Consider the following 24,824-nt stretch of genomic DNA (forward strand, 5'->3'; position numbering starts at 1 on the left):
CTCACCTCAGCCGACACGTCATCATCCCCAGGTGGCGCGGGGCGGTGTCGCCTTGGATTTGTCGGCCGAGGACAGATGCACGGCGTGCACGCCCGGCTTCTTGGCCAGCTGATCCAAAAGGCTTTCCAGATGCGCCTTGTCGGTGTGCCAATGTTGCACCGCCTCGGGGGTCTCCTGTAATTCCGCGAGGACGGTCTTGAGCTTGTCCGGGGTTTTGCCGTCGTTGTCCGACGGGCGGCGGCCCAAGCCGCGCGCGGCGCCCCCGGGAAGCCCGCGGGGCACGGCACCGCCGAGTGCACTTCCGGCCAAGCCCGCCAAGGCCATCTCGCCCGAGAGGCCGCTCATGGCTGCAGTGACCGTCGGTGCGGCGCCGGTGCTGGTGTACTCCAGGACGGTGGCGGCAAGCTTGACGCCGGGGCCCGCCGCGGCCCAGCTCGGCGGCACGGACAACGCCCCGGCGAGACCCGCGCTGCCGGCACTCGCCGATACGGCAGACGCGCCGGCCGCGGCCACCGACTGCGTGCTCGAACCCAGCGCGGCGAACAGCGGTCCCTCCAGATCCACCGCCGTGTCGCTCCAGGTCCGCGCCGTCGCGACCATGCCCAGGCTGAGGCTGAGCAACGTGTCGTTGACCGGACGGATGGCCTTGGTAACGAACTCGACGTTCGCGGCGATCCTCGCCAACGGCGTGGAATTCAGGTTGTTCAGCCATGTCGCCAGCGACGACGGGTCCGCCGCGGGAGACGCGGCGGGCGATGCGAGGCCTTGCAGGGTTCGCGGGGTCGTTGACATCAGCTGCGATAAGGCAGATTGCGCGTTGGTGGGCGCCGTGCCGGCAGCTTGGGCAACTGCCGCCGATTGACCGGACGCTCCAACGGGATTGGTGGTTTGCGGCGCCGCGTTGAACGGCGTCATCTGCGCGGCGGTCGCCGAGGAACCGGCGTAGCCGTACATGGCGGCGGAGTCCTGCGCCCACATCTGCCCGTACGCCGCCTCGGTGGCCGCGATCGCGGCGGTGTTCTGGCCGAGCACGTTGGTCGCCACCAGTGTTGCCAGCTGACTACGGTTTTCCGCGATCACGACCGGGGACACGGTCGCCAGGAACGCGGTCTCATAGGCCGCCGCCGCCGCTCTAGCCTGGGCGGCGGCCTGCTCGGCTTGCGCGCCGGTGGCGCTCATCCACTCCACAAACGGCGTCGCCGCGGCCGCCATCGCGACCGACGACGGCCCCTGCCAGCCGCTGGACAGGTTTGAGATCACCGATTCGTACGCTGCTGTCGCAGAGTGCAGCTGCGCGGCCAATCCATCCCATGCCGACGCCGCGGCCAACAGCGACCCCGAGCCAGGCCCGGTGTAGATCCGGGCGGAGTTGACTTCCGGCGGTAAGGCTCCAAAATCCATTGCTGCTCCTCGATATTGGCGAGCGCGGCTATTCCTGCGCGTCGTCGGCGTTGATGACGATGATCGTGGCGGTGGTCGCCGCCCTCCCGAATGCGCTGCCCCCGAGGCCCATTCCGCGAGCAGAACCCCCACCGGCGGCGGCCACGGCGCGCCCGGCCAGGCCGGACGCGGCCATGTTGCCGAACAGCGATCCTTGGCCCTCTGCCGCAAGCGCTACCGGAGCGCCGGCAACAGCGGTCTGCGGCAAGACGACGGCGATCGGCCGGACTTCTGGAGCGGCAGCGGCCCATCCCTGCGGCACCGACAAACGCCCGACCACGCCGGCGCGGCCGACTCCCGTTGACACTCCGGTTCCGCCGGGCCCCGGTGAGCTGACCACCCGCGTCCCCGAATCAATCCCAATGCCAACCCGGCCAAGCGCCGATCGGTCGCGGTCCAAGCGCTGTCGGGCACTGTTCACGTTGGCCACGTTCTGGGGCACCAGATAGCTTTCGACCCCTAGCAGGTACGGGCTGCCCCCGATGCCGTACAGCGAGATGGGCCCCAACGGACCCGTGAAGGCGGAGTCGAATGCAGATAACAGCGACGGATCAGCGGCGTTGGGCGTGGTCAGGCTTTGCAGCGATTGCGGCACGGCCGACATCAGTTGCGGTAGTGCGGTTTGCGTGTTCGTCGCGACGGATCCACTGGTCGCGTGCATGACGGCAGCAGCCTGTACCGCCGTGCCGCCCGGGTTGGCGGTCGGCGACGGCTGGGCGAATGGCGCCATCCGCGTGGCGGTCGCCGAGGTGCCGGCGTAGCCGTACATCGCCGCAGCGTCCTGCGCCCACATCTCGGCGTACGCGGCCTCGGTCGCCATGATCGCCGCAGTGTTCTGTCCCAGAACGTTCGTGGCGACCAGGGCCATCAGCCGGGCACGGTTGGCCGCAACGATCGGCGGCGGCACCGTCGCTGCGAATGCGGCCTCGTAGGCGGACACCGCGACCCGCGCCTGATTGGCGGTTTGCTCGGCTTGGGCGGCGGTCGCGCTCATCCACGCCGTATAGGGTGCGACCGCGGCCGCCATCAAGCTCGACGAAGGACCCTGCCAGTCGCCGGTCAGGTTCGCGATCACCGACTCGTACGATGCCGCCGCAGAGTGCAACTGGGCGGCCAACCCGTCCCACGCAGCGGCCGCGGCCAGCATCGGCCCCGCCCCGGGCCCGGCGTACATTCGGCCGGAGTTGACCTCGGGTGGTAAGACTCCGAAATCCATTGCTACACCTCGTGATTAATTGCACGGCGATGGCGTCTACGCCGCGCTCATCTTGATTGGCTAAGGCCGTGCTTTGACATTCGCACTCTGGCAACACGCGGGCCCGATGCGCTGTTCGCAGCCAGGGCTGCAACACCCACCGGCCCGTCCGGCACGCTACGGACGAGCCGGCTCACTAGGCGACATTGATGTTGTGGCACACGGAATCAATGGATTGATCCGTGCGAGCTGCGACTTGGCCACGGCAACTTCTGACCGTGAATGATGTGCCGACGTCGTCGGAGTTGCTGCGCAACGCCGAATACGGCACAGGAGGTAAGACTTCGAAGGCTAGGAGCCGCGGTTGCGCCACGGGCGATGCCGGCGGCGTTGCAGGTAGGACTCAACACGACGATTGTGCCCGCCGGCAATGACTTCGATTGCGCGCCAGCTATCTTCACGGGTTTGCTCAGAAATGAGCGTGGCGAGGCACGGGCGCGCTTGCGTGAGGTGACGGGTGGGCGGCAAAGAACGATTCAGCCAGCGCGGAACAATGTCCGAGGCGCTCAAAGCAAACACTGACGGTGAGCTCTCATGGAGAGACCTCATTGCAATGCTCCTGCTTGCACGGCCCTGTGCCGCAACAAATTCCCCGCTCTACCAGAAGATGACAGAACACGATCGTACTTTTCGCTGTTACGCCCTGTCCAGTTTGCGTTCATCGACTGTGCATAGTATGCGGGCCTTTTGGGCCGCCACGGGTATCTGCCCTGCGGCGCTGCCATGTCGGCCGGCGCGCGGCAACCTCCGTCGGGGTGGATTCATATCCCACAATGCGCGGAAAAAGAGGACTAACATCTATACCGTGCGTGTGAAGGAAGAAACGTAGCGCCCGTCGCTTCGTTGGGCATGAGCCGAGCCTGCGATGCGGAAGCTGGTCGCGACACTGATGGCCGCTGGGGCCGTGATGCTCAGCGGGGCTGTCGCCCGCGCCGAGAACCGGCAGCCGCCTCCTCCTCCCGCCCCCTCGTTCTACGCACCGAAGTGCCTGAGTTTCGACCCCAACCCGCCGGCGCACTGGAACTACCTGCCCTGCGGTTGGACGACGGACGGCAAGCGGTGGATTCCGCCGCCGCCGTAACCGACACCCGCTGACTCAGGCCGGCGACAGTGGCGTCGCGAAAAGCCTTCAGCAGCCGGCTAACTGGCTTTGAGGTGACCGCCTCCCCGGCAGCTCACGCCGCAGACGCCCGCATCCCCCCGGGCGTCTGCGAGCGAAAGCGCCTGGTCGATCGGAACACCACTGCAGTCCAGGCCGTTGACCACGAGGCCCAGGCTGATCGCGCCGTCGGCGCGGGTCCGTTCGATGCACACCTCGATGTCACGGAGCCCCGGCCTTCCCGCCGTCCAGAAGTCCGGCCGGTGGCCGTCGAACACCGTGTGGGTGTCCGCACCGCCGGCACCCTCCGGCCGGGAGAGCTCACCCGCCGACGACTCGGGCACATCGTCGGGCAACGCCGCCGCCGCGAGAGGAGTGAGCGGGTCGGCGAGGCCGCAACAGTTGTCGTGATACTCCAAGGCGATCATCGTCGCCCTCCTCTCACTCGGCCGTCGTCGTTCGACGGCAACGGCTTTACGGCAGCACGGTGTGCATCAGCATCACGTCGTATGCCGACCACAGCGACAGGTTGAAGTACAGGTCTCGTCCGGACGACCAGGGATGGATCATCGGCGCATAGATGCCGCCGGGCATTTGGAACGAGGACACCAGCGGCTGCTCGGGACTCCAGGGCCCTTGCGGCGTTGGCGCGGTCCGTGCCACGACGTCGTTGCTGCCGCCGTCGGTGTAGAGCACCAGGTATTGCTTGAGATAACTGTTGTACTGGGCCGACATTTCGCCGACCGGCCCCGGGAAAATCGGTGTCGCCGCGCCGGGATTGTTTGCCACCCAGTGACCGCCGTTGTCGCCGTTCCAGTATTGATACTTGGTCAGGTCGGGCAGCTGATTCGGTGGGACCCGCGAGAGGAATGCCGCGCCGCCGCGGCCCGACGGGGTGCCGAACTGGTAGAGGTAACCGTCGTTCCCCTTCATGAACGCGCCCATCTGGAAGTTTTCATTCCCCGGCGTAAACCCGGCTCCCGGAATGGCATCCGGCGAGGCCGTGCGAATGGTGGTCGGGAAGATTCCCCAGTTCTGGCCGTTGTCGTTGGACCGGGCGATCGCTGAGTAGTTCGTCGACCATTCGCCATCACGGCCCCACTGCCGGATGGACATGTAGCTCATGTACTGGGTTCTGCCCATCGACATCGCCGCGGTCGGGATGATGCCGGTCTCGTGCCCTGCCTTGTGGATGGTGTTGACGACCTGCTTGGAAAGTCCGGGCGCCCACACCGGCGAGCCGGAATATCTGTCGTTCGGCACACCGTCGGCGATGTGAATCCCCTTGGACAGATCGTGGTCGTTGCTGCGGAACAGGGTGTTGTAGCGCCACTGCTGGCCGTGCACCTTGCAATAGCCGAAGGTGTCACCGAAGGCCATCAGTACCTGGCGGTTGGCGGGATCGCCGTTGTCCCAGGCAATCCCGAGGTCGGTGCCGGAGATGCTGAAACGTTGCAGGGTCTTGTTGGGGCCGTTCGGTCCGGTCACCCAGTCGACGAGCGACGTCGGAGCCCCCGCGATCGAAGGGGGCGGCGGTCCCGGCTCGGGCTGCGGCTGTGGCTGCGGCCGCGGCATCGGTGCGGCGTTCGGGCGCAGCTGGTTGGCGTTCGGCGGGACGCCGGGCGCGGGCGGATTGGGCCCGGGCGGCAACACCTCGGCTTGCGGATACATCGGTGCGGACGGGTCGGGTCCCTCGGCGCGCGGGTGCACCGGTGCGGAGTATTGGCGGCCCGGCGCGGCCGGCTTGAGCAACGACGAGATCAGCGGGCCCAGCCGCGGTAGCGGCGCCTGGTCATTCGTGTGCGTGGGCCTGCGCCCGGTCGGCGGCTGGACGACCGGTTGGGGTGCGGGCATGGCCGGCGGCGCGGCGGGAGGATCGACGTTCGCCTCGGGTGCACCGCACGGTGTGGCGTTTGCAATTGGCGCGGGCCCCACCACGAGGACGAATCCGATAGCGGCCGCCGACGCCATCGATAGCGACACACTTCGCAGAAACGCCGACATGTAGCACCTTTCGAGGGGTAGGACACCGCGTTGACATCCTCTAGCTGGCCCATGTGACGATAGTGATCTACGGGGCGAATGTGACCAGTGATGAGCTGATAGGTATGCATCCGTGACCGTGTCGCAACGCAGCGATCCCCGCCCGCGGCGCACCCTCCAGGCGATTAGCTCACCGCTCATAGGGGCAGTTGGGAGGCGTTGTCGGCTTTGCCGGAGCCGCGGCCGCACTGGGCCACCCGTCTCCCGGCGCGGTGCCAGGATGGACTCCGGACGGGCTGCCGCGGGGTCTGGTGACCGTTCTCTCGAATCCGGCTCGTCGCTACGGGGTGGGCACCCCGTCAACCGGTCCCGCGGCATCGGCGCGGGGGTAGCGGGGTGCCGTAGGAATCGACACCGACTTTGCTGGGCGGCCGCCGAAGAGAGGCGTGAGCCGCCGATCCGCATCCGGTACGGGCGCACCACATTGCCGCAGCTCAGCCTTCCGCGCGCGGACCGTCGGACACTCTGTTGCACACACGCAAAACGAGATTCGTCATTCGCCCGGCGTAACGCGAAAGGCGTGTCACACTCAAACAGATTGGGTCAGCATGTTTGTCGACCGTCATCGGTGGCAATGATCCAACAGAGGCGAGTGCGTCGGCCGGCCTTCGCACTCGCCTAGGTCCCGTCGGTTCAGCCCGAGAGCCGACGGGGCCGCCCTTTATCGGCCCCTTTCGCCGACCCACACCCCTCGCACTCGGGTCGCCGATAGGCCTCAACAACCCCGCGGTGCGGGAGTACCGTCGGCGTATGGATCGGTCGCCCGGCGTATGGATTCTCGGCGGTTACCAAAGCGATTTCGCTCGCAACCTCACCAGAGAAGGCCGTGACTTCGCCGCGCTGACGGCCGAGGTCGTCGACGCCACACTGACCGCCGCCAGGATCGATGCGGGCGACATCGGGGTGGTGCACGTCGGCAACGCCTTCGGCGAGATGTTCGCGCGGCAGGGCCACCTCGGCGCGATGCCGGCCACCGTGTGCGACGGCCTCTGGGATATCCCGGCCTCGCGGCACGAAGCGGCGTGCGCGTCCGGCAGCGTGGCGGTGCTGTCGGCGATGGCGGATCTGCGTTCGGGCGCCTACGACAGCGCGCTGGTGGTGGGCGTCGAGCTGGAAAAGACCGTCCCCGGCGACACCGCCGCGCAGCATCTGGGCGCCGCCGCGTGGACCGGTCACGAGGGGGCCGACGCCCGCTACCTGTGGCCGTCCATGTTCGCCCAAGTGGCCGACGAATACGATCGCCGGTACGGCCTGGACGCCGCGCACCTGCTCGCCATCGCCCAGCTGAACTTCGCCAACGCGCGGCGCAACCCCAACGCCCAGACCCGTGACTGGACCGTCCCCGATCCGATCACCGACGACGACGCGACCAACCCGATCACCGAAGGCCGGTTACGCAGATTCGACTGCAGCCAAATGACCGACGGCGGTGCGGGATTGGTGCTCGTCAACGACGCCTATCTGCGCGAGCACCCGGATGTGCGCCCGATCGGCCGCATCGACGGCTGGGGTCATCGCACCGTAGGGCTGGGCCTGCGCCAGAAACTGGACCGCGCCGACGGCGACCCCTACGTCATGCCCCATGTGCGGGCCGCGGTACTCGACGCGCTGCGACGCGCGCAGCGCGCCCTCGATGACGTAGACGGATTCGAAGTCCATGACTGCTTCACCCCCAGCGAGTACCTGGCGATCGACCACATCGGGCTGACCGGCCCGGGCGAGTCGTGGAAGGCCATCGAGAACGGTGAGATCGAGATCGGCGGCCGGCTGCCGATCAACCCCAGCGGCGGACTGATCGGGGGCGGACATCCGGTCGGGGCGTCCGGCGTGCGGATGCTGCTCGATGCGGCCAAGCAGGTCAGCGACGCGGCGGGCGAGTATCAGGTCGAGGGTGCCCAGACGTTCGGCACCCTGAATTTCGGCGGGAGCACCGCCACCACAGTGAGTTTCGTCGTCAGCGGCTCCGAGGGCGTGTGACCATGGATGTTGAGATCGTCGGCAAGTTCCTGTCCACCCTGCCCGAAGACGACGACCACCCGTACCGGACCGGACCGTGGCGTCCCCAGACCACCGAGTGGGACGCCGACGACCTGATCGCCGTCGAGGGTGAGATTCCCCGGGACCTGGACGGCGTCTACCTGCGCAACACCGAGAACCCGCTGCACCCGGCGTTGAAGACCTACCACCCGTTCGACGGCGACGGCATGGTGCACGTGGTCGGCTTCCGCGACGGAAAAGCCTTCTACCGCAACCGATTCATCCGCACCGACGGCTTCCTGGCCGAGAACGAGGCGGGCGGGCCGCTCTGGCCGGGACTGGCCGAGCCCGTGCAGCTGGCCCGGCGCGAGCAGGGCTGGGGCGCCCGCACGAAGATGAAGGACGCGTCGAGCACGGACGTCATCGTCCACCGCGGTGTCGCACTGACCAGCTTTTACCAGTGCGGCGACCTGTACCGGATCGACCCGTACTCGGCCGACACGCTGGGCAAGGAGTCCTGGAACGGCGGCTTCCCGGACGAATGGGGCGTATCCGCACATCCGAAGGTAGACAACAGAACCGGCGAACTGCTGTTCTTCAACTACAGCAAGCAAGAGCCGTACATGCACTACGGCGTAGTCGACGAGCGCAACGAGCTGGCGCACTACGTCGACATCCCGCTGCCCGGGCCGCGTCTGCCCCACGACATGGCGTTCACCGAAAACTATGCCGTCCTCAACGATTTCCCGCTGTTCTGGGATCCCCAACTGCTCGAGCACGACGTGCACCTGCCACGTTTCCATCCCGACCTCCCGTCGCGCTTCGCGGTGATCCCCCGCCGCGGCGGCACCGGGGACATTCGCTGGTTCGAGGCCGAGCCCACGTTCGTGCTCCACTTCACCAACGCCTACGAGGATGGCGACGAGATCGTGCTCGACGGCTTCTTCGAAGGCGACCCGTCCCCGCTCGATACCGGCGGAACCAAGTGGGACAAGCTGTTTCGCTTCCTCGCCCTGGATCGCCTGCAGGCCCGGCTGCACCGGTGGCGCTTCAACCTGGTCACCGGCGCGGTGCGAGAAGAGCGGCTCTCGGAGTCCATCACCGAATTCGGCACCATCAACCCCGAGCACGCCGGCGGCGCCTACCGCTACACCTACGCCGCCACCGGCAAGCCCGGCTGGTTCTTGTTCGACGGCCTGGTCAAACACGACCTGCGCACCGGGGGCGAGGAGGGTTTCTCGTTCGGCGAGGGCGTCTACGGCAGCGAGACCGCGATGGCCCCGCGCGTGGGCGCCACCGGTGAGGACGACGGCTACCTGGTCACTCTCACCACCGACATGAACGCCGACGCCTCCTACTGCCTGGTGTTCGATGCCGCCCGGGTCGGCGACGGTCCGGTGTGCAAACTCAAACTGCCCGAACGTATTTCCAGCGGAACCCACTCGACCTGGGCATCCGGCGCCCAATTGCGGCGCTGGGACACCGCCGACTCGGCCGCCGGCGCGATCGGGCTGTGATGAGCGCCGGCAAGCACCACCACACGACGCACTGGCCGCTGCAGCTGGCGCCGATCGGTGCCATCCGTTTCGCCCGCCGCTCCACGCATTTCGCTCAAACCGTGCAGTTTTACCGCGATCTCGTGGGGCTGCCGCTCTACGAGACGTTCGGGGACAGCTACGGAAGCAACGGCGCCATCTTCGGGTTGCCCAGCTGGAACCTCACCATGGAAATCGTGGAGGCCGTCGACACCGTCGCGGTGGACCATCACGAACAGCTGTGTCTGTACTTTCCGGACCCACAGGCGCAACAAGCCGCCCTCACGCGCCTGCGCGCGGCGGGCGTCGAGCCCGTCGAACAGCACCCCTATTGGGAGGCCACCGGCGCGGTCACCTTCCGCGACCCGGATGGACGTGAAATAGTGTTTGCGCCTTTCGTATTCGGTGTCAACGAGCCCGCCAACAGCGCCGCGTCGGGAACGCACGAATTCCCGTCGGCCTGACCGTTCAGCGGCCGGACCGCCCGGAAGCCACCGCGGCGATGACGGCCACCAGCGAACACGCCACCGCGCAGACCGCGGCACCCGCGCCGACATACAGGCCGTATTCGGCCGACACCGGCGGGTTGACGTTGAGCTTGTAGTACCACACCGTAAGCGCCACGATCAGCAGCGAAATCAGCAGCGCGGCAACCGAAGCGACCTTGACGGACAACCCACGGCCCATCATCGCGCCGACCACCAGCAACGTCGAGGCCAACAGCACGATGAGCTGGCCCGCACCGAACCCCCGGGGCAATTCCAGGTTGCCGTGAGCGCCGCCGATGGCGTTGGCCCAGCCCCCGCCGTTGACGGTCGTCCGCAGCCACGGCAGCCATGCGCTGGCCGACACCACGACGGCGAAAAACGCCACCAGCCAACCGGGGCGCAGTCGGCGAGTCATGGTAGCGAGATTAACGGACGCTCACACCGGCCCACGCGAGCGAGCGTGAGGCTCGCCGTACGAGGCGCTACGTCTGCAGCGAGGACAGGTTGAAGACCGCGCCCGTCGGATCGCCCGCGGCGGCCAGCCGTCCGTACGGGGTGTCCTCGGCGTCACGCACCACGGTGCCGCCGTTGTCGGCAATCACCCGCAGCGTCTTGTCCACGTCCTCGGCGCCGAAGAAGATCACCCAGTTCGATGGGGTGTCCTGCGGCAGGAACGCGGCGCCGTCCATCACGCCGAGCAATTGGTCGCCACCGAATCGTGCCGTGCTGTAGCGGAATTCGTCGGTGTCGGACACAGTCTCGGTCTGCCATCCCAGCACGCTGCGGTAGAAGTCGAGGGCCGCGCCGTAGCCGCGGGTGGTCAGCTGGTGCCAGACCGGCGCACCGGCGGCCCCGATGAGCTCGAAGCCGCGGTGTTCCAGGGGCTGCCACAGCCCGAAGACCGCGCCGGCGGGGTCGGTGGCGACGGCCATGTGGCCCTTGGCGGGAACCTCCATCGCCATGCACACCTCACCACCGGCGCCGGTCACCGCGGCGACGGTGCTGTCGATGTCGGCGCTGTGGAAGTAGGTGGCCCAATGGTCGGGCGACCCGGCTTCGGGCCGGTTGGCCATGATGCCGGCCACCGGGTGGCCGTCCTTGGCGGCATTGACGTAGCCGCCGTACTCGGGTCCGGCGGACTCGAAGGTCCAGCCGAAGACCGTGCCGTAGAACTGCTGGGCGCGTGCAACGTCGGACGTGGTCAGATCGATCCAGCATGGGGCGCCCAGCGGGGCGCTGTCGCGGATGGGCACGGTGACCTCCTGGTGGTGTCCTGGCCCCGAGGGAAAGGGCTTCACACTATCGACTGGCGCCCAGCCTAAAACTCATCGGCGCCGGCGATCAGCGATGAGGCCCACCGTCTCCGTTCGTGCTCGGGTCCGCGCGGGTGAACACCGTGACGAAGTTCTCCAGCGATTGGTTGATGTCGCCGCGCAGGGCGGCGGCGACGATCATGCCGATGGGTCCGAACAGCGCCGGGCCGCCCAGGTGCACGTCGAAGCTGACGATGGAGCCGTCGTCCTTGGGCTGGATCTTGGCCATCAGCTTGACCTTGACCCCGCCGACGCCGTCGCCGTTGAGCGTCATGCCCTCGGGCGGCTTGTAGCGCACCACCGTCCATTTGATCCGGCTGTACATGCCCTTGACCTCGACGATCGACTCTACGATCGTGCCTTTTTCGATCTCGTCGGGCAGGATGCTGCGCCACACCCGGTGGATGGTCAGCCAGTCCTTGTACCGGGACAGGTCGGAGGCGTGCTGCCAGGCCACCTCGGGTGGCAGCGGGACATCGATGGATCCGGAAAGCTTCGCCATTGCTCAGTTCTGCTGGTCGCCGGTGTCCGCGGCGCCGGTGGCCTTCTTGGCCTGCTCCTGCACCTGGTGGATGGTGTCGGTGTACTTGCCCTGCGTCTTGTCGTCGACGAACTCGCCGGCCTTGTCGATCGCCATTTCGACCTTGTCGGCGTTCTGCGACAACAGGTCTTTTGCCTTGTCCAGGAATCCCATGCGCCCTCCCTTTTCCCGGCATCGTACTTGGCCGGCGAGGGCGCACTGCGGGTGAGTTCGGCGCGCTCAGCGCCACAACCGCGGCTGCACGCCGAGCACTTTGGCGCGGATCCACCACGCGGCCTCGACGGCGGCCGCACCCAGCACCCCGACGCCCAGCGCGGTCGACGTCACCGCGACATTGGACGGGTCGAGCAGGAATTCTTTGCGCGCCAGCGGCAGGCTGAAAATCACGACATAGGCCAGGCCCGAAGCGATTACCAGCGCCACCCGCCACCACTCGTAGGGGCGGGCCACCACGGCCAGCACCCACAGCGCGGTCATCAGCAACGTGATCAGGGCCGCGGTGGATGCCTGATCCTGCTGTACGAAGGTGGCGTGGCGACCGTGATAGGCCAGCAGGTAGGAAGCGAACGTCGCGGTGCCGACGATCAGCCCGGAGGGCAGCGCCGAGGTGAGGACCCGGCGCACGAAGCCCGAGTGGGCACGTTCGTTGTTGGGTGCCAGCGACAGAATGAACGACGGTATGCCGATGGTGAACCAGGCCGCGATGGTGACGTGGATGGGCTGGAACGGGTACAGCAGGGGGTCGGCTTTCAGCGGTTTGGAGAGTAGGCATTCGATGCCCACCAGCAACGCCAGCAGCACCGAGTACACCGTCTTGGTCAGGAACAGGTTGGCGACGCGTTCGATGTTACCGATCACTCGGCGCCCCTCCCCTACGACATAGGGCAACGTGGCGAACCTGTTGTCCAGCAAGACGATCTGCGCGACCGCGCGCGCCGCCGGGCTGCCGGCGCCCATCGCCACACCGATGTCGGCGTCCTTGAGGGCCAGCACGTCGTTGACGCCGTCGCCGGTCATCGCGACGGTGTGCCCGTGCGATTGCAGGGCGTGCACCATGGCGCGTTTCTGGTCCGGCCGCACCCGCCCGAAGGTGGTGTGGGTGTCCAGCGCGTCGGCCAATTGCGCAGGCTCGGAAGGTAATTGGCGCGCATCCATCGTCTCTCCGCGCAGCCCGAGCTTGCCCGCAACGGCGCCGACCGAGACCGCGTTGTCCCCGGACAGCACCTTGACCGAAACACCTTGTTCGGCAAAGTATTCCAGCGTCTCGCGGGCGTCCGGACGCACCCTCTGTTCGAGGACCACCAGCGCGACGGGGGTGACGCGGCCCGGCGCGTCGGGGTGGTCGACGGCGACGTCACCGGCGCCGATCAGTAGCACCCGCAGCCCCTGCGCCCCGATCCGCTCGGCCTGTTCGGCCGCGGCCGACGCCGGCTCGAGCAACACGTCCGGCGCCCCCATCACCCAATTGCCATGGCCATCGAACGAGACGCCGCTCCATTTTGTGGCCGACTTGAAAGGCGCTGTCGCCGTGGCAGTCCAGCCGGGCGGTTCGTGGTAGGTCTCGGCGATGGCCCGCATGCTCGCGTTGGGTCGCGGGTCGGCGGCGGCCAGCGAGGCCAGCACGTCGGCGATCCGCTCCCCCGGCGGGCCGAGTTCGTCCACGGTCGCCACCCGCATGCCGCTCTCGGTCAGGGTGCCCGTCTTGTCCGCGCAGACCACGTCGACGCGCGCGAGCCCCTCGATGGCGGGCAACTCCTGCACAAGGCACCGGCGCTGACCGAGCCGGACCACCCCGACCGCAAAGGCGACCGACGTCAGCAGCACCAGCCCTTCGGGAACCATCGGCACCAGTGCGCCAACCGTGCGCAGCGCGGCCTGCCGCCAGTCGGCGCGCGTGGTGAACAGCTGGGTGTAGATGGTGAGCAGGCCGGCGGGCACCAATAGGTAGGTGATGAACTGCAGAATGCGGTTGATGCCGTTGCGCAGTTCGGATTTCACCAGGGTGAATTTGCTTGCTTCCTCGGCGAGCCTGGTGGCGTAGGCGTCCGGCCCGACCCTGGTGGCGCGGTAGGCGCCGCTGCCCGCGACCACGAAACTGCCCGACATCACCGCGTCGCCGACGGTCTTGGCGATCGGGTCGGCCTCACCGGTCAGCAGCGACTCGTCGACTTCCAGGTTCGCCCCTTCGAGGATCTCGCCGTCGACGACCACCTGATCGCCGGGGCCCAGCTCGATGATGTCGTCGAGCACCACCTCGCCTGGCGGCACCGCCCGGGTTCCGGATTGCCTGCGCACCAACGGTTTCGCCTGTCCCACGATAGCGAGCTTGTCCAACGTCTGCTTGGCGCGGATCTCCTGGACCATGCCGACGACACTGTTGGCGATGATCAACAGCCCGAACATCCCGTTGATCACCGAGCCCGTCGCGAGCACGATCAGCAGCAGCACCCCCAGGATCGCGTTGATCCGGGTGAAGACGTTGGCCCGGACGATAGCGGGGATGCTGCGCGTGGCACGTTCCCGTACCGCGTTGCTCTTGCCGTCGGCCACGCGCTGCGCGACGTCGGCATCGGTCAGGCCAGCGGCGGCAGCGAGCGTCATCGCGTGAAGGTTCCCAGCTTGTTCGAGTCGAAATACTCCAGGTTCAGGGTATTGCCCGCGAACACGGCCTTGGAAACCGTTCCGGGTGGCGCGTTTTCGTCGGTCAGCGTGAAGGTGAAGGTGTCGCCGTCCCAGTGCGTGAGGGTGGCCGTCCGGTTTCTCGGCCCCATCGCGAGTTGCAGCGCTCCGTCGTGTTCGGTCACCACGGCCGGTCCCCAGTAATCGTTGGCGTAGCTGCCGGCGTAGTCGCCGAGCGGTCGGGCGGGGGCCGGATTGGCCGGGGGCTGCTTGCCGACCAGCGAGCCCACCGGGTTGTTCAGCCAGCCGATCGCCTTCTTGTACAAGGGACCCCAGTCCTCGCGGATCTGACCGTACTGGACGAGGTCCATGAATTCGGCGGTCAGCGTTTCCGGGATGCCGTAGGGCGCGGCGTTGGTCAGCGCGATGATGCCCACATCCTCGGACGGCAGCACCACGAAATTGGTCGCCGCGCCCAAATCGAAAGCGCCGGAATGGCTGTACTCGGTGCGTCCCGATGAATCCACCGAGGAGTTGAAGCCGTATCCGTAAAATCCGGTGCGCGCCAGCGGTGTTTTGGCGGGCGACGACACCATCTGCGGACTGGTGGCGGGCAGCAGGGCTTCCGGCGACGTGACCCGCCGGCCGTCGTAAGTTCCGTTGCCCAGCAACATCAACAGCCAGCGTGCCATGTCGTTCACCGATGAACTCACGCCGCCGGCCGCCGACTGGGGATCGGGGTCGCGCTGGAAACGGGCCTGCCACTTGTCATCGACCTTGATGTGGTTGACCGCGTGATCGGGCCGGGCGATGAAGTCGGCGAACCTCGAACTGGTCGACGTCATTCCCAGCGGGCGGTAGAGCACCTCGTCGGACAGGTCCTCCCATGGCTTGCCCGCCGCGGCCGCCACCGCCTCCGCGCCGGCGGTGATCCCATAGTTGGTGTAGGCGTAGCTGATTCGGAACGGATCCAGCGGCAGGTACCTGAGTCGCTCCAGCGTTTGCCGACGGTCGTAGCCCAAGTCTTCCAGATTGTCACCGGCGTGGTCCGGCAGCCCGGAGCGATGCGAATACAGGTCGCCGACGGTCACATGGCTGGTGACGTAGGGATCGCTCAGCGTGAACCACGGGAGCTTGGACGCGACGGGCATGTCCCAGCCGACGACGTTGTCGCTGACCTCGTGCGCGATCACCGTCGCGCCGACGGATTTGGACACCGAGGCCAGCTGGAAGACCGTGTCGGCGTCCACCTTGTTGTCCTGGCCCTGCCCCCTGCTCACATCCTTGATGCCGAAGCCTTTGGCGTACAACACCTTCCCGCCGTGCACAACGGCCACGGCCATCCCCGGGATGCCGGTGGTCTTCATCAGGTCGTTGACCAGACCGTCGACCTTCGCGACGGCCTCATCGATACGTCCGGCCGGGATCGACACACCGGAGACCTGATTGGGCGGAACGTCTGACGGTGTGGACGGCGGACCGGCGGTCGGCTGCGCGGAGCCGCAGCCCGTCAACCCGAGCAGCGTCGCGGCGAATGCGGCCGCGGCCGCACGTGTGGTCATGCGCGAACCCTAACGCGGTGCGATGCGCGCCGCGTCAATCTACAGCCGCCACCAGGGCTCGGAATTCTCCAGCACCGCGGGATCGATGCGTTGACCGGGCAGCGGCACCGCCACGTCCACCCGCTCGGGCGCGGCCGCGGCCAGCAGGCGCTCAACCGGTTCCGCCCACGGGTGCGGGGCCAGCCGGAAAGTGCCCCAATGGATCGGGACCAGCAGCCCGCCGTCGGTGACGTCGAGATGCGCCCGCACCGCCTCCTCGGGGTTCATGTGCACGTCGGGCCACGCCGTGTTGTAGGCCCCGATGGGCAGCAGGGTCAGGTCGAACGGCCCGTGATCGGCGCCGATCTGCGCGAAGCTCTTGGTGTAGCCGGTGTCGCCGCCGAAATACGCGCGATGCGTCGGGCCGACGAACGCCCAGGACGCCCACAGTGTCGTATTGCGGTCCAGAAAGCGTCCCGAGAAGTGCCGCGCCGGCACGCACACCACCGTGAGCTCGTCGACCTTGGCGCTCTGATGCCAGTCGAGTTCGACGATGCGGTGCTCGGGGATGCCCCACATGCGCAGATGGGCGCCGATGCCGAGCGGCACGAAGAACGGGGCCCGCTGGGTGCGGGCCAGCGCCCTCACGGTGTCGATGTCGAGATGGTCGTAGTGGTCATGGCTGATCACCACCGCATCGACGGCGGGCAGCGCCTCGAGTGGGACGGGTGGCGGGTGCAGCCGCTGCGGGCCGACGACGTCCGACGGCGAGCACCGGTCGCTCCACACCGGATCGGTGAGCACCCGGTAGCCGTCGATCTCCAGCAGCGCCGTGGAGTGGCCGAACCAGCTGACGGCCAGCCGGCTCGGGTCGGTCTCGAGAATCCCCGGCGACGCCAGCGGGATCGGCCCCTTCGGCCGGCTGCCGCCCCGGTTGCCGATCAGCTCCCACGCGACGAGCCGCAGTTGCTCGCGATCCATCTTGGTGTCGGAGGCCGGCTCGAGGTTGACGAAGACGCCGTCGCGATAGTGCGGCGACCGGGCCGTCACCGCCGCGATCGACGCGGGGTGCGCGCCGAGCGCGTCGGGCGCGCCGTGCAGCGCCCGCACCAGCCAGCCACCGGCCGCCAGCGACGCCGTACCGGCGACCAGCCGTAGCGTCCCCCGCATGTTTGTCAGGCCCCCTGGAACTTCGGCGGTCGTTTCTCGATCCGGGCGACCTGGGCTTCGACGACGTCCTGGCTGCTCCAGGCCTTGTCGAAGAGCTCCTTGTGCACCGGCCCGGCCTCTTCGATGGCGCCGTCGTCGTTGAGCACCCGCTTGGCGTGCTGGATGGCCAGCGGCGCCAGGCCGGCGATCTCGGCGGCCCAGGCCTGCGCGTCGGCCAGCGTCCCGATGCGGTTGGCCATCCCGGTCTGCAGCGCCACGTCGGCGGTCAGCTTCTCCGCGGTGAGCAGCATCGCGCGGGCGCGGCCGTGGCCGACGAGCGAGGACAGTCGCCGGATGCTCCAGTTATCCAGGGCCAGGCCATATTTCGAGGTCGGGAACTGGAAGAACGCGTCGGGCGCGACGACCCGCAGATCGCATTGCATGGCCAGCTGCAGGCCGGCGCCGATGGCCGGCCCGTTGATCGCCCCGATCACCGGGATCAGCGTGGCGTCGAGCACCTTGTGCAACTCGATGAGCCGGTCGGGGTAGTCGGCGGCGAAGGCGTCACCGCTGAGGTCCGCGCCGGCGCAGAACACCGTGCCCTGACCCGTCAGTACGATCGCGCGGGTGGAGCCGTCGCCGACCTTCAGCACGGCCTCGCGCAGCTCCTCGACCAGCTGGGAGTTCAAGGCGTTGCGGCGCTCGGGGCGCTGCAGCTCGATGGTCATAACGGCTTCGGCCTGGGTAACACCGATCATGGCAGCCACCCTATATAGCCTCGTCACGTGAGTCGTATTACGGCTGGTCAACTCCGCGATGCGGTGCTGGACGAAAATTCCTTCATCCGCTGGGACAGCGAGCCGCTCGCGGTGCCGGTCAGCGCTTCCTATGCCGAAGAGCTGGCCGCCGCCCGGGAAGCGACGGGCCTGGACGAATCGGTGCTCACCGGCGAGGGGCGCGTCTTCGGGCGCCGGGTCGCCGTGGTGGTCTGCGAGTTCGGCTTCCTGGGCGGGTCGATCGGGGTGGCAGCGGCCGAGCGGATCACCGCCGCCGTGCAGCGGGCGACGGCCGAGGGCCTGCCGCTGCTGGCGTCGCCCAGCTCCGGCGGCACCCGCATGCAAGAGGGCACGGTCGCGTTTCTGCAGATGGTGAAGATCGCCGCGGCCGTCCGGCTGCACAAACAGGCGCACCTGCCCTACCTGGTCTATCTGCGCAATCCGACCACCGGCGGGGTGTTCGCGTCCTGGGGTTCGCTCGGTCATGTGACGGTCGCCGAGCCGGGCGCGCTGATCGGCTTTCTCGGGCCGCGCGTCTACCAGTTGCTCTACGGCGAATCCTTCCCGGCGGGCGTGCAGACCGCGGAGAATCTGCAGCGACACGGCGTGATCGACGGCGTCGTCCGGCTCGATGAAGTGCGCCGGACGCTCGACCGTGCCATGACCGTCATCGCCGACACTCCCGAACCGCTGCCCGCGCCGGCGCCACCCGAACCGACGCCCGACGTCGCGGCGTGGGACTCGGTGGTGGCCTCGCGTCGGCCCGACCGGCCCGGGGTGGGGTTGTTGCTGCGGCACGGCGCCACCGATCGGGTGCTGCTGTCGGGGACCGGCCAGGGCGAGGCCGCGACCACGCTGTTGGCGCTGGCCCGATTCGCCGGCCAGCCCGTGGTGGTGCTGGGCCAGCAACGGCTGACGGGCGGCCTGGTGGGGCCCGCGTCGCTACGCGAGGCCCGGCGCGGCATGGCGCTGGCCGCCGAGCTGCGTCTGCCGCTGGTGCTGGTGATCGACACCGCGGGGCCGGCCCTTTCGGCCGAAGCCGAACAGGGCGGGCTGGCCGGGCAGATCGCGCAGTGCCTGGCCGAGCTGGTGACGCTCGATACCCCGACGGTGTCGGTGCTGCTCGGCCAGGGCAGCGGCGGGCCGGCGCTGGCGATGGTTCCCGCCGATCGGGTACTGGCCGCGCTGCACGGCTGGCTGGCTCCGCTACCGCCGGAGGGCGCCAGCGCGATCGTCTACCGCGACACCGAGCACGCCGCCGAACTCGCTGCGGCACAAGGCGTTCGATCGGTCGATCTGCTGAAGTCCGGGATTGTCGACGCGATCGTGCCGGAGCATCCCGATGCCGCCGACGAGCCGGTCGAGTTCGCGCGGCGATTGTCGCGGGCCATCGCCGCCGAGGTGCGGGCGCTGCGCGGGCTGCCCGCCGACGAGCGGCTGGCCGCCCGGTTGCGGCGCTACCGCAACATCGGATTGCCCGAGCATCGTCGCGAAACCGCCGGGTAAGACAGCGGTGTAGCCTCCCACAGCCATAGTCGGCAATCAGGCAAAATGGGCGGCATGGACACTGGAGCTAGCTCACCGCGCGTCTTGGTCGTCGACGACGATTCAGATGTGCTCGCGTCGCTCGAACGCGGTCTGCGGCTGTCCGGATTCGAAGTGTCGACGGCGGTCGACGGCGCCGAGGCGTTGCGCAGCGCCACCGAGACGCGCCCGGACGCGATCGTGCTCGACATCAACATGCCCGTGCTGGACGGCGTCAGCGTCGTCACGGCGCTGCGCGCCATGGACAACGACGTGCCGGTCTGCGTGCTGTCCGCCCGCAGCTCCGTCGACGATCGGGTCGCCGGACTGGAGGCCGGCGCCGACGACTACCTGGTCAAACCCTTCGTGCTGGCCGAGCTGGTCGCGCGCGTCAAGGCGCTGCTGCGTCGCCGTGGCGCCACCGCCACGTCCTCCTCGGAAACCATCACGGTCGGGCCGCTGGAAGTCGACATCCCGGGCCGGCGTGCCCGGGTCAACGGCGTCGACGTCGACCTGACCAAGCGGGAGTTCGACCTGCTGGCGGTGCTCGCCGAACACAAGACCGCGGTGTTGTCCCGCGCGCAGCTGCTCGAGCTGGTGTGGGGTTACGACTTCGCCGCCGATACCAACGTGGTCGACGTGTTCATCGGGTATCTGCGCCGCAAGCTGGAGGCGAACGGCGGACCTCGCCTGCTGCACACCGTCCGCGGAGTGGGATTCGTACTGCGCATGCAGTAAGCAGGTCGACCGGCAATGAACTTCCTGTCCAGGATTGCGACCCGTACGCCGTCGTTACGGGCGCGGGTCGCGGTAGCGACGGCCATCGGCACCGCCATCGTGGTGGTGATCGCGGGAGCGGTCGTGTGGTTCGGCATCACCAGCGCCTGGAAGGAACGCCTGGATCGCCGTCTGGACGAGGCGGCCGGTTTCGCCATCCCCTTCCTGCCCCGGGGTGTCGATGACATCCCGCGTGCCCCCAACGATCAGGACACCGTCATCACCGTCCGGCGCGACGGCCAGGTCAAGTCCAACTCGGACGTCACGCTGCCGCCGCTGGACGTGGGCTATGCCGACACCTACATCAACGGGGTGCGCTACCGCGTCCGAACCTTGGAGGTCGCCACGCCGCAGCCGGCGACGGTCGCAGTGGGTGCGACCTACTACGACACGATCGCCCAAACCAACAACCTACATCGCCGGGTCATCCTGATCTGCGCGCTCTCGATCGGTGCGGCGGCGGTATTCGCTTGGCTGCTTGCGGCTTTCGCGGTGCGGCCGTTCAAACGTCTGGCCCAGCAAGCCCGTTCGATCGACGCCGACGAACGGCCGCAGGTGGCAGTGCGCGGCGCCAGCGAGGCCGTCGAGATCGCCGAAGCCATGCGGGGCATGCTGCAACGCATCTGGACCGAACAGGACCGGACCAAGGACGCGCTCGCGTCGGCGCGCGACTTCGCCGCCGTGTCCTCACACGAACTGCGCACCCCCCTGACCGCGATGCGCACCAACCTCGAAGTGCTGTCCACCCTGGACATGCCCGACGAACAGCGCAAAGAGGTGCTGGGCGACGTCATCCGCACGCAGTCACGGATCGAGGCCACGCTGACCGCCCTCGAGCGGCTGGCCCAGGGCGAACTGTCGACGTCCGACGATCACGTGCCCGTCGACATCACCGAGCTGCTCGACCGCGCCGCCCACGACGCCACCCGGATCTACCCGGGGGTCGACGTTTCGCTGGTCCCCTCCCCCACCTGCATCATCGTCGGGTTGCCGGCCGGTTTGCGCCTCACCGTGGACAACGCGATCGCCAATGCCGTCAAGCATGGCGGCGCCACCCAGGTGCAGCTGTCGGCGGTCAGCTCGCGCGCCGGTGTGGAGATCGCCATCGACGACAACGGCAGCGGTGTACCCGAGGATGAGCGCCGGGTGGTGTTCGCTCGGTTTTCACGCGGATCGACGGCCTCCCATTCCGGGTCGGGGCTGGGCTTGGCGCTGGTTGCCCAGCAAGCCCAGCTGCACGGTGGGACGGCGGCGCTGGAGAGCAGCCCGCTGGGCGGCGCGCGGCTGGTGCTGCGGCTCCCCGGTCCGAGCTAGCGCTCTACCGCCGCCGCGGGTTGTCCGGGCTGTCGCGCCACGGCGTGAAACCCGCTTGCCGCGCGGATTTTTCGTCGCTGAACCAGACCTCGGCGGCGGTCGAGTCGTAGCTCGGATCGTCGGGCGTGAAGTACACCTTGCCCTCCGCGCGGGCTTTGATCAGGTATCCCGCCGGCCCCCGGCCGTCGGGAGCGGCGTCGGCCGAGCCCGGGCCGTACGGCGCGCGCGGCGACGGCGGAATCTTGGTGGTCGGCGCCTCCTTGGCGATCCGGATCTTCGTGGTGCGCCGTTCGGTGACCGGGATTTTCGTGGTGCGCTTCTCGGCGACCGGGATCGCGGTGGTGGCGGGCTCCGGCGCCGCCCCCTTGCTCGGTGACTTCGCCACCGGCGCTTGGCTTTTGGTGGGGTTCATCATCAGCGTGAGCGTCAGCACCAACCCCAGGCCGAAGGACAGGCCGAAAAGCCACCAGTGCACGTGACTCATCGCCGGGCCCCCTTCCCCGGGCGGTTGAGCAGGGTGGCAATCACCCACGCGACGGCCGAGCCCGCCACGAACGCGAGTAGGTACCACAACCACTGGATGACGAAGTCCACGCCGAATCTCCTTAGCTGACCACGATTTCGACCCGGCGATTCTGTGCCCGACCGCCGTCCGTGCCATTGGGGGCGATCGGATTTGCTGAGCCGAAACCGGTGGTGCTCAAGCGGTCGCCGGGCACGCCCTGGGCTTCCAAGAACCCCGCGACGGCCTGCGCGCGCTCTTCGCTCAACGGAACGTTCAGGCTCGTATTGCCGGTGTTGTCGGCGTAGCCGTTGATGGCCGCACGCGCGTTCGGGCACGCCTTGAGTTTGTCAGCGACACGGGTCAGGACCTGCTCGTCGGACGCGGTCAGACTGCCGACGTTCGAGTCGAAGGTGAGAGCGCCGTCGGTCAGGGTGTTGATCGCGGATTGCAGGTTGGTACACGACGCGGCGGTGGGCGACGGAGACACCGCCGGTGCGTTAACGACAAGATTGTCAACGACATTCAGGTTGGACCAGATGCGCTTCGCATCGGTGTCGATGGTGTTCTTCTGCGCGGGCGATGCCGCCGTGCCCGCCAGCGTGATGGTGTCGCCGCCGACCGTGAGGGCGAAGTCGGCGATCGACGCGCTGTCGGAGAAAACGGGCTTGGCCTTGGCGAAATCGAGTGCGTCGACGGCGGGATCGATGCGGATCTGGTCGGCGATGTCGAGGCCGGGAGGCAGCGCGCCGGTCAGCACCTTCAGCAACGCCGCTTTGGCGGACTCGTCGGGGAAGTCTCCGGTCAGGGTGACGCTGTTGCCGTTGCGGACCATGGAGAACGCCGCCAACGAAAGCTTCGGCGCACCAGCGCCGGTCGACGGGGCCGAGGACACGCTGCCGGACGGGGATCGTGCCGACACTTCGTAGCCGATTGCGGCCATCAGAAGCGGAATGACCAGCAGCGCGATCAGCCAGGCCAGGCCGGGCCGTTTGATGCTCACGACGGCCCTCCCTCATATCGCCGGCGTTTGCCAGGCGATATGCAGCCTACCGATTCACCCCCTGCCGAGTCGGGCACACTGGAGCGATGGCCAACGGCAGTAAACCGACCGACAAAGACACTCTGGCAGTCATCCGTGAGCTGGTCGCCGAGGAGAAAGCCTTGCGGGCCCAGCTGCAGCGCGGGGACATCGACACGTCGGAGGAGCATGACCGCCTCCAGCGGGTGGAGGTCGAACTCGATCAGTGCTGGGATCTGCTGCGGCAGCGCCGGGCACTGCGCGAGACCGGCGGCGACCCACGGGAGGCGGAGGTGCGTCCGCCCGACGAGGTCGAGGGCTACCTGAGCTGAGCGGCCACGCGCCCGACGTCGACGCCCTGATCGTCGGAGGCGGCCACAACGGCCTCGTCGCCGCCGCCTATCTGGCCCGCGCGGGTTTGCGGGTGCGTCTGCTGGAACGGCTGGACCACACCGGCGGCGCCGCAGTCTCGGCGCAGGCCTTCGACGGTGTCGGTGTCCGGGTATCGCGCTATTCCTATCTGGTCAGCTTGCTGCCCGCGCGCATCGTGGAGGATCTGGGCGCCGACGTGCGGCTGGCCCGGCGGCCGTTTTCGTCGTACACACCCGACCCCGCGACCGGCGGTCGCGGTGGCCTGCTGATCGGATCGTCCGGTACCTTCGCCGCCATCGGGGCGGAAGGGGACGCGCGGGCGTTCGCCGACTTCTACCAGCGTTGCCGGCTGGTGACCGAACCTCTGTGGCCGACATTGCTCGAACCGCTGCGCAGCCGCAAGGAGGCCCGCAGGCAGGTGACGGAACGCGGCGATCGCCGCGCGGCGGCCGCGTGGCGGGCCGTGATCGACGACCCGATCGGACACGCCATCGCCGACGCGGTGCGCAACGACGTGGTGCGCGGGGTGGTCGCGACCGACGCGTTGATCGGCACGTTCGCCCGCCTCGATGACGCATCGCTGACGCAGAACGTCTGTTTCCTGTATCACGTGCTCGGCGGGGGCACCGGAGACTGGGACGTCCCTGTCGGCGGCATGGGCGCGGTGACCACGGCCCTGGCTGCGGCCGCCGTACATCACGGCGCCGAAATCACTACCAGCGCAGAGGTTTACGCGGTCGACCCCAGCGGGGAAGTGCGTTATCGCAGCGGCGACGAACACCACCAGATTCGGGCCCGGTTCATCCTGTCCGGCGTCACACCGACGGTACTGGCCGGGCTGCTCGGCGAAGAACCGGAGCCGGCGGCCGCCGGCGCGCAGGTCAAGGTGAACATGGTGCTGGCGCGGCTGCCCCGGCTGCGCGACCGCGCCGTCACCCCCGAACAGGCATTCGCCGGGACGTTTCACGTCAACGAGACCTGGACGCAACTCGATACGGCCTATTCGCAGGCCGCCGCCGGTCGACCACCGAATCCCTTGCCGTGCGAGGCCTATTGCCACTCGCTGACCGACCCCAGCATCCTGTCGGACGGGCTGCGCGACTCGGGCGCGCAGACGATGACGGTGTTCGGTTTACACACCCCGCACTCGCTATTCGGCGGCACCGACCCCGACGCGATGCGCGACCAGCTGACCGATGACGTGCTGGCCTCGATGAATTCTGTTCTGGCCGAACCGATTCAAGACCTGCTGCTGACCGATGCCCAAGGCCGGCCGTGCCTCGAGACCACGACCACGATGGATCTGGAGCGCACCCTGCGCATGAGCGGCGGCAACATCTTCCACGGCGGCCTGTCATGGCCGTTCGCCGAGGACGACGAGCCGCTGGACACCGCGGCGCGGCAATGGGGCGTGGCCACCGCACACGAACGAATCATGCTGTGCGGCTCGGGCACTCGCCGCGGCGGGGCGGTGTCGGGCATCGGCGGGCACAACGCCGCGATGGCGGTGCTGGCCTCACTGCGCTAGCGGATGTGCT

General features: G+C 68.2%; 23 protein-coding genes and 1 pseudogene. 9 read left to right on the forward strand and 15 right to left on the reverse strand.

Features of this window, described 5'->3' with window-relative positions; genetic code table 11:
* Positions 1–21: 21 nt before the first annotated feature.
* Both A5708_RS25175 and A5708_RS25180 read right to left on the reverse strand, forming a co-directional pair.
* Positions 22–1,401 (reverse strand): PPE family protein, encoded by a 1,380-nt coding sequence (locus tag A5708_RS25175; protein ID WP_065031213.1) that lies wholly within the window; start codon positions 1,399–1,401, stop codon positions 22–24.
* A gap of 28 nt (positions 1,402–1,429) precedes the next feature.
* Entirely contained in the window at positions 1,430–2,656 is a 1,227-nt protein-coding gene (locus A5708_RS25180) for a PPE family protein (RefSeq protein ID WP_065031214.1), read from the reverse strand.
* Between the two features lie 904 nt (positions 2,657–3,560).
* Here A5708_RS25180 and A5708_RS25185 point away from each other — a divergent pair.
* Complete coding sequence (locus A5708_RS25185; protein WP_065031215.1) at positions 3,561–3,776, forward strand: hypothetical protein; 216 nt, start codon at positions 3,561–3,563, stop codon at positions 3,774–3,776.
* Between the two features lie 59 nt (positions 3,777–3,835).
* On the opposite strand, the gene A5708_RS25190 is transcribed toward A5708_RS25185, so the two are convergent.
* Positions 3,836–4,222, reverse strand: coding sequence for a hypothetical protein (locus tag A5708_RS25190; RefSeq protein ID WP_065031216.1), 387 nt, complete (start codon positions 4,220–4,222; stop codon positions 3,836–3,838).
* A 46-nt stretch (positions 4,223–4,268) separates the two neighbouring features.
* On the reverse strand, positions 4,269–5,798 hold the full coding sequence (locus A5708_RS25195; protein ID WP_065031217.1) for a DUF4185 domain-containing protein: 1,530 nt from the start codon (positions 5,796–5,798) through the stop codon (positions 4,269–4,271).
* A gap of 789 nt (positions 5,799–6,587) precedes the next feature.
* Here A5708_RS25195 and A5708_RS25200 point away from each other — a divergent pair.
* From A5708_RS25200 to A5708_RS25210, 3 genes are read left to right on the forward strand one after another with little or no spacing between them, the layout of a single operon-like run.
* A complete protein-coding gene (locus tag A5708_RS25200) occupies positions 6,588–7,814 on the forward strand; it encodes an acetyl-CoA acetyltransferase (protein WP_065031218.1) in 1,227 nt (408 codons plus the stop codon).
* A gap of 2 nt (positions 7,815–7,816) precedes the next feature.
* Positions 7,817–9,331: a carotenoid oxygenase family protein gene (locus A5708_RS25205; protein ID WP_065031219.1), complete on the forward strand. Its 1,515-nt coding sequence runs from the start codon at positions 7,817–7,819 to the stop codon at positions 9,329–9,331.
* Positions 9,331–9,813, forward strand: a complete 483-nt coding sequence (locus A5708_RS25210) for a VOC family protein (protein ID WP_065031220.1) — start codon at positions 9,331–9,333, stop codon at positions 9,811–9,813. Before A5708_RS25205 ends, A5708_RS25210 begins: the two co-directional genes overlap by 1 nt.
* A gap of 4 nt (positions 9,814–9,817) precedes the next feature.
* Here the strand turns inward: A5708_RS25210 and A5708_RS25215 are convergent, their stop codons facing one another.
* The 8 genes from A5708_RS25215 to A5708_RS25250 all read right to left on the reverse strand — a co-directional run bounded on the left by A5708_RS25215 (position 9,818) and on the right by A5708_RS25250 (position 17,758).
* Positions 9,818–10,252: a hypothetical protein gene (locus A5708_RS25215; RefSeq protein ID WP_065031221.1), complete on the reverse strand. Its 435-nt coding sequence runs from the start codon at positions 10,250–10,252 to the stop codon at positions 9,818–9,820.
* 67 nt (positions 10,253–10,319) lie between these two features.
* Positions 10,320–11,090: a VOC family protein gene (locus A5708_RS25220; protein WP_065031246.1), complete on the reverse strand. Its 771-nt coding sequence runs from the start codon at positions 11,088–11,090 to the stop codon at positions 10,320–10,322.
* An 88-nt stretch (positions 11,091–11,178) separates the two neighbouring features.
* Positions 11,179–11,652 carry an SRPBCC family protein gene (locus A5708_RS25225; protein ID WP_065031222.1) on the reverse strand — a complete coding sequence of 158 codons (474 nt, stop codon included), beginning with the start codon at positions 11,650–11,652 and terminating at the stop codon, positions 11,179–11,181.
* Between the two features lie 3 nt (positions 11,653–11,655).
* Entirely contained in the window at positions 11,656–11,844 is a 189-nt protein-coding gene (locus A5708_RS25230; RefSeq protein WP_007777099.1) for an antitoxin, read from the reverse strand.
* 66 nt (positions 11,845–11,910) lie between these two features.
* A complete protein-coding gene (locus A5708_RS25235; protein ID WP_065031223.1) occupies positions 11,911–14,292 on the reverse strand; it encodes a cation-translocating P-type ATPase in 2,382 nt (793 codons plus the stop codon).
* Complete coding sequence (locus tag A5708_RS25240; RefSeq protein WP_065031224.1) at positions 14,289–15,872, reverse strand: serine hydrolase; 1,584 nt, start codon at positions 15,870–15,872, stop codon at positions 14,289–14,291. The genes A5708_RS25235 and A5708_RS25240 overlap by 4 nt, the downstream gene beginning before the upstream one ends.
* Before the next feature lie 39 nt (positions 15,873–15,911).
* On the reverse strand, positions 15,912–17,021 hold the full coding sequence (locus A5708_RS25245) for an MBL fold metallo-hydrolase (protein WP_065031225.1): 1,110 nt from the start codon (positions 17,019–17,021) through the stop codon (positions 15,912–15,914).
* Positions 17,022–17,026: 5 nt separating this feature from the next.
* Positions 17,027–17,758 carry an enoyl-CoA hydratase gene (locus A5708_RS25250; protein ID WP_065031226.1) on the reverse strand — a complete coding sequence of 244 codons (732 nt, stop codon included), beginning with the start codon at positions 17,756–17,758 and terminating at the stop codon, positions 17,027–17,029.
* A gap of 27 nt (positions 17,759–17,785) precedes the next feature.
* On the opposite strand from A5708_RS25250, the gene A5708_RS25255 reads away from it, so the two are divergent.
* Genes A5708_RS25255 through A5708_RS25265 form a run of 3 tightly spaced genes read left to right on the forward strand, consistent with a single transcriptional unit; the run spans position 17,786 to position 21,391 of the window.
* Positions 17,786–19,282, forward strand: a complete 1,497-nt coding sequence (locus tag A5708_RS25255) for a carboxyl transferase domain-containing protein (protein WP_065031227.1) — start codon at positions 17,786–17,788, stop codon at positions 19,280–19,282.
* A 45-nt stretch (positions 19,283–19,327) separates the two neighbouring features.
* The gene (gene prrA, locus A5708_RS25260; protein ID WP_007777113.1) at positions 19,328–20,038 is read left to right on the forward strand and encodes a two-component system response regulator PrrA; all 711 of its coding nucleotides are present in this window, start codon (positions 19,328–19,330) and stop codon (positions 20,036–20,038) included.
* Between the two features lie 15 nt (positions 20,039–20,053).
* Positions 20,054–21,391: a sensor histidine kinase gene (locus A5708_RS25265; RefSeq protein WP_065031228.1), complete on the forward strand. Its 1,338-nt coding sequence runs from the start codon at positions 20,054–20,056 to the stop codon at positions 21,389–21,391.
* Between the two features lie 4 nt (positions 21,392–21,395).
* Here the strand turns inward: A5708_RS25265 and A5708_RS25270 are convergent, their stop codons facing one another.
* From A5708_RS25270 to A5708_RS25275, 3 genes and pseudogenes are all read right to left on the reverse strand, one after another.
* Entirely contained in the window at positions 21,396–21,875 is a 480-nt protein-coding gene (locus A5708_RS25270; protein WP_065031229.1) for a hypothetical protein, read from the reverse strand.
* Between the two features lie 29 nt (positions 21,876–21,904).
* Positions 21,905–21,985 (reverse strand): annotated as a pseudogene (locus A5708_RS27735) (hypothetical protein); the annotation flags it as partial.
* 11 nt (positions 21,986–21,996) lie between these two features.
* Positions 21,997–22,896 (reverse strand): OmpA family protein, encoded by a 900-nt coding sequence (locus A5708_RS25275; protein WP_231118013.1) that lies wholly within the window; start codon positions 22,894–22,896, stop codon positions 21,997–21,999.
* Between the two features lie 86 nt (positions 22,897–22,982).
* Between A5708_RS25275 and A5708_RS25280 the strand changes: the two genes are divergently transcribed.
* The gene (locus A5708_RS25280; protein ID WP_065031248.1) at positions 22,983–23,246 is read left to right on the forward strand and encodes a DUF2630 family protein; all 264 of its coding nucleotides are present in this window, start codon (positions 22,983–22,985) and stop codon (positions 23,244–23,246) included.
* On the forward strand, positions 23,243–24,814 hold the full coding sequence (locus tag A5708_RS25285; RefSeq protein ID WP_231118016.1) for a phytoene desaturase family protein: 1,572 nt from the start codon (positions 23,243–23,245) through the stop codon (positions 24,812–24,814). The genes A5708_RS25280 and A5708_RS25285 overlap by 4 nt, the downstream gene beginning before the upstream one ends.
* The last annotated feature ends 10 nt before the right edge of the window (positions 24,815–24,824 follow it).

Origin of the sequence: Mycobacterium colombiense (assembly GCF_001672755.1) — a bacterium.
Lineage (GTDB): Bacteria > Actinomycetota > Actinomycetes > Mycobacteriales > Mycobacteriaceae > Mycobacterium > Mycobacterium colombiense_C.

Bases quoted from the DNA above. Each gene is read 5' to 3' on its own strand.
- A5708_RS25175 (WP_065031213.1), bottom strand. From the start codon at position 1,401: ATGGATTTTGGAGCCTTACCGCCGGAAGTCAACTCCGCCCGGATCTAC.
- A5708_RS25180 (WP_065031214.1), bottom strand. From the start codon at position 2,656: ATGGATTTCGGAGTCTTACCACCCGAGGTCAACTCCGGCCGAATGTAC.
- A5708_RS25185 (WP_065031215.1), top strand. From the start codon at position 3,561: ATGCGGAAGCTGGTCGCGACACTGATGGCCGCTGGGGCCGTGATGCTC.
- A5708_RS25190 (WP_065031216.1), bottom strand. From the start codon at position 4,222: ATGATCGCCTTGGAGTATCACGACAACTGTTGCGGCCTCGCCGACCCG.
- A5708_RS25195 (WP_065031217.1), bottom strand. From the start codon at position 5,798: ATGTCGGCGTTTCTGCGAAGTGTGTCGCTATCGATGGCGTCGGCGGCC.
- A5708_RS25200 (WP_065031218.1), top strand. From the start codon at position 6,588: ATGGATCGGTCGCCCGGCGTATGGATTCTCGGCGGTTACCAAAGCGAT.
- A5708_RS25205 (WP_065031219.1), top strand. From the start codon at position 7,817: ATGGATGTTGAGATCGTCGGCAAGTTCCTGTCCACCCTGCCCGAAGAC.
- A5708_RS25210 (WP_065031220.1), top strand. From the start codon at position 9,331: ATGAGCGCCGGCAAGCACCACCACACGACGCACTGGCCGCTGCAGCTG.
- A5708_RS25215 (WP_065031221.1), bottom strand. From the start codon at position 10,252: ATGACTCGCCGACTGCGCCCCGGTTGGCTGGTGGCGTTTTTCGCCGTC.
- A5708_RS25225 (WP_065031222.1), bottom strand. From the start codon at position 11,652: ATGGCGAAGCTTTCCGGATCCATCGATGTCCCGCTGCCACCCGAGGTG.
- A5708_RS25230 (WP_007777099.1), bottom strand. From the start codon at position 11,844: ATGGGATTCCTGGACAAGGCAAAAGACCTGTTGTCGCAGAACGCCGAC.
- A5708_RS25235 (WP_065031223.1), bottom strand. From the start codon at position 14,292: ATGACGCTCGCTGCCGCCGCTGGCCTGACCGATGCCGACGTCGCGCAG.
- A5708_RS25240 (WP_065031224.1), bottom strand. From the start codon at position 15,872: ATGACCACACGTGCGGCCGCGGCCGCATTCGCCGCGACGCTGCTCGGG.
- A5708_RS25245 (WP_065031225.1), bottom strand. From the start codon at position 17,021: ATGCGGGGGACGCTACGGCTGGTCGCCGGTACGGCGTCGCTGGCGGCC.
- A5708_RS25250 (WP_065031226.1), bottom strand. From the start codon at position 17,758: ATGATCGGTGTTACCCAGGCCGAAGCCGTTATGACCATCGAGCTGCAG.
- prrA (WP_007777113.1), top strand. From the start codon at position 19,328: ATGGGCGGCATGGACACTGGAGCTAGCTCACCGCGCGTCTTGGTCGTC.
- A5708_RS25265 (WP_065031228.1), top strand. From the start codon at position 20,054: ATGAACTTCCTGTCCAGGATTGCGACCCGTACGCCGTCGTTACGGGCG.
- A5708_RS25270 (WP_065031229.1), bottom strand. From the start codon at position 21,875: ATGAGTCACGTGCACTGGTGGCTTTTCGGCCTGTCCTTCGGCCTGGGG.
- A5708_RS25280 (WP_065031248.1), top strand. From the start codon at position 22,983: ATGGCCAACGGCAGTAAACCGACCGACAAAGACACTCTGGCAGTCATC.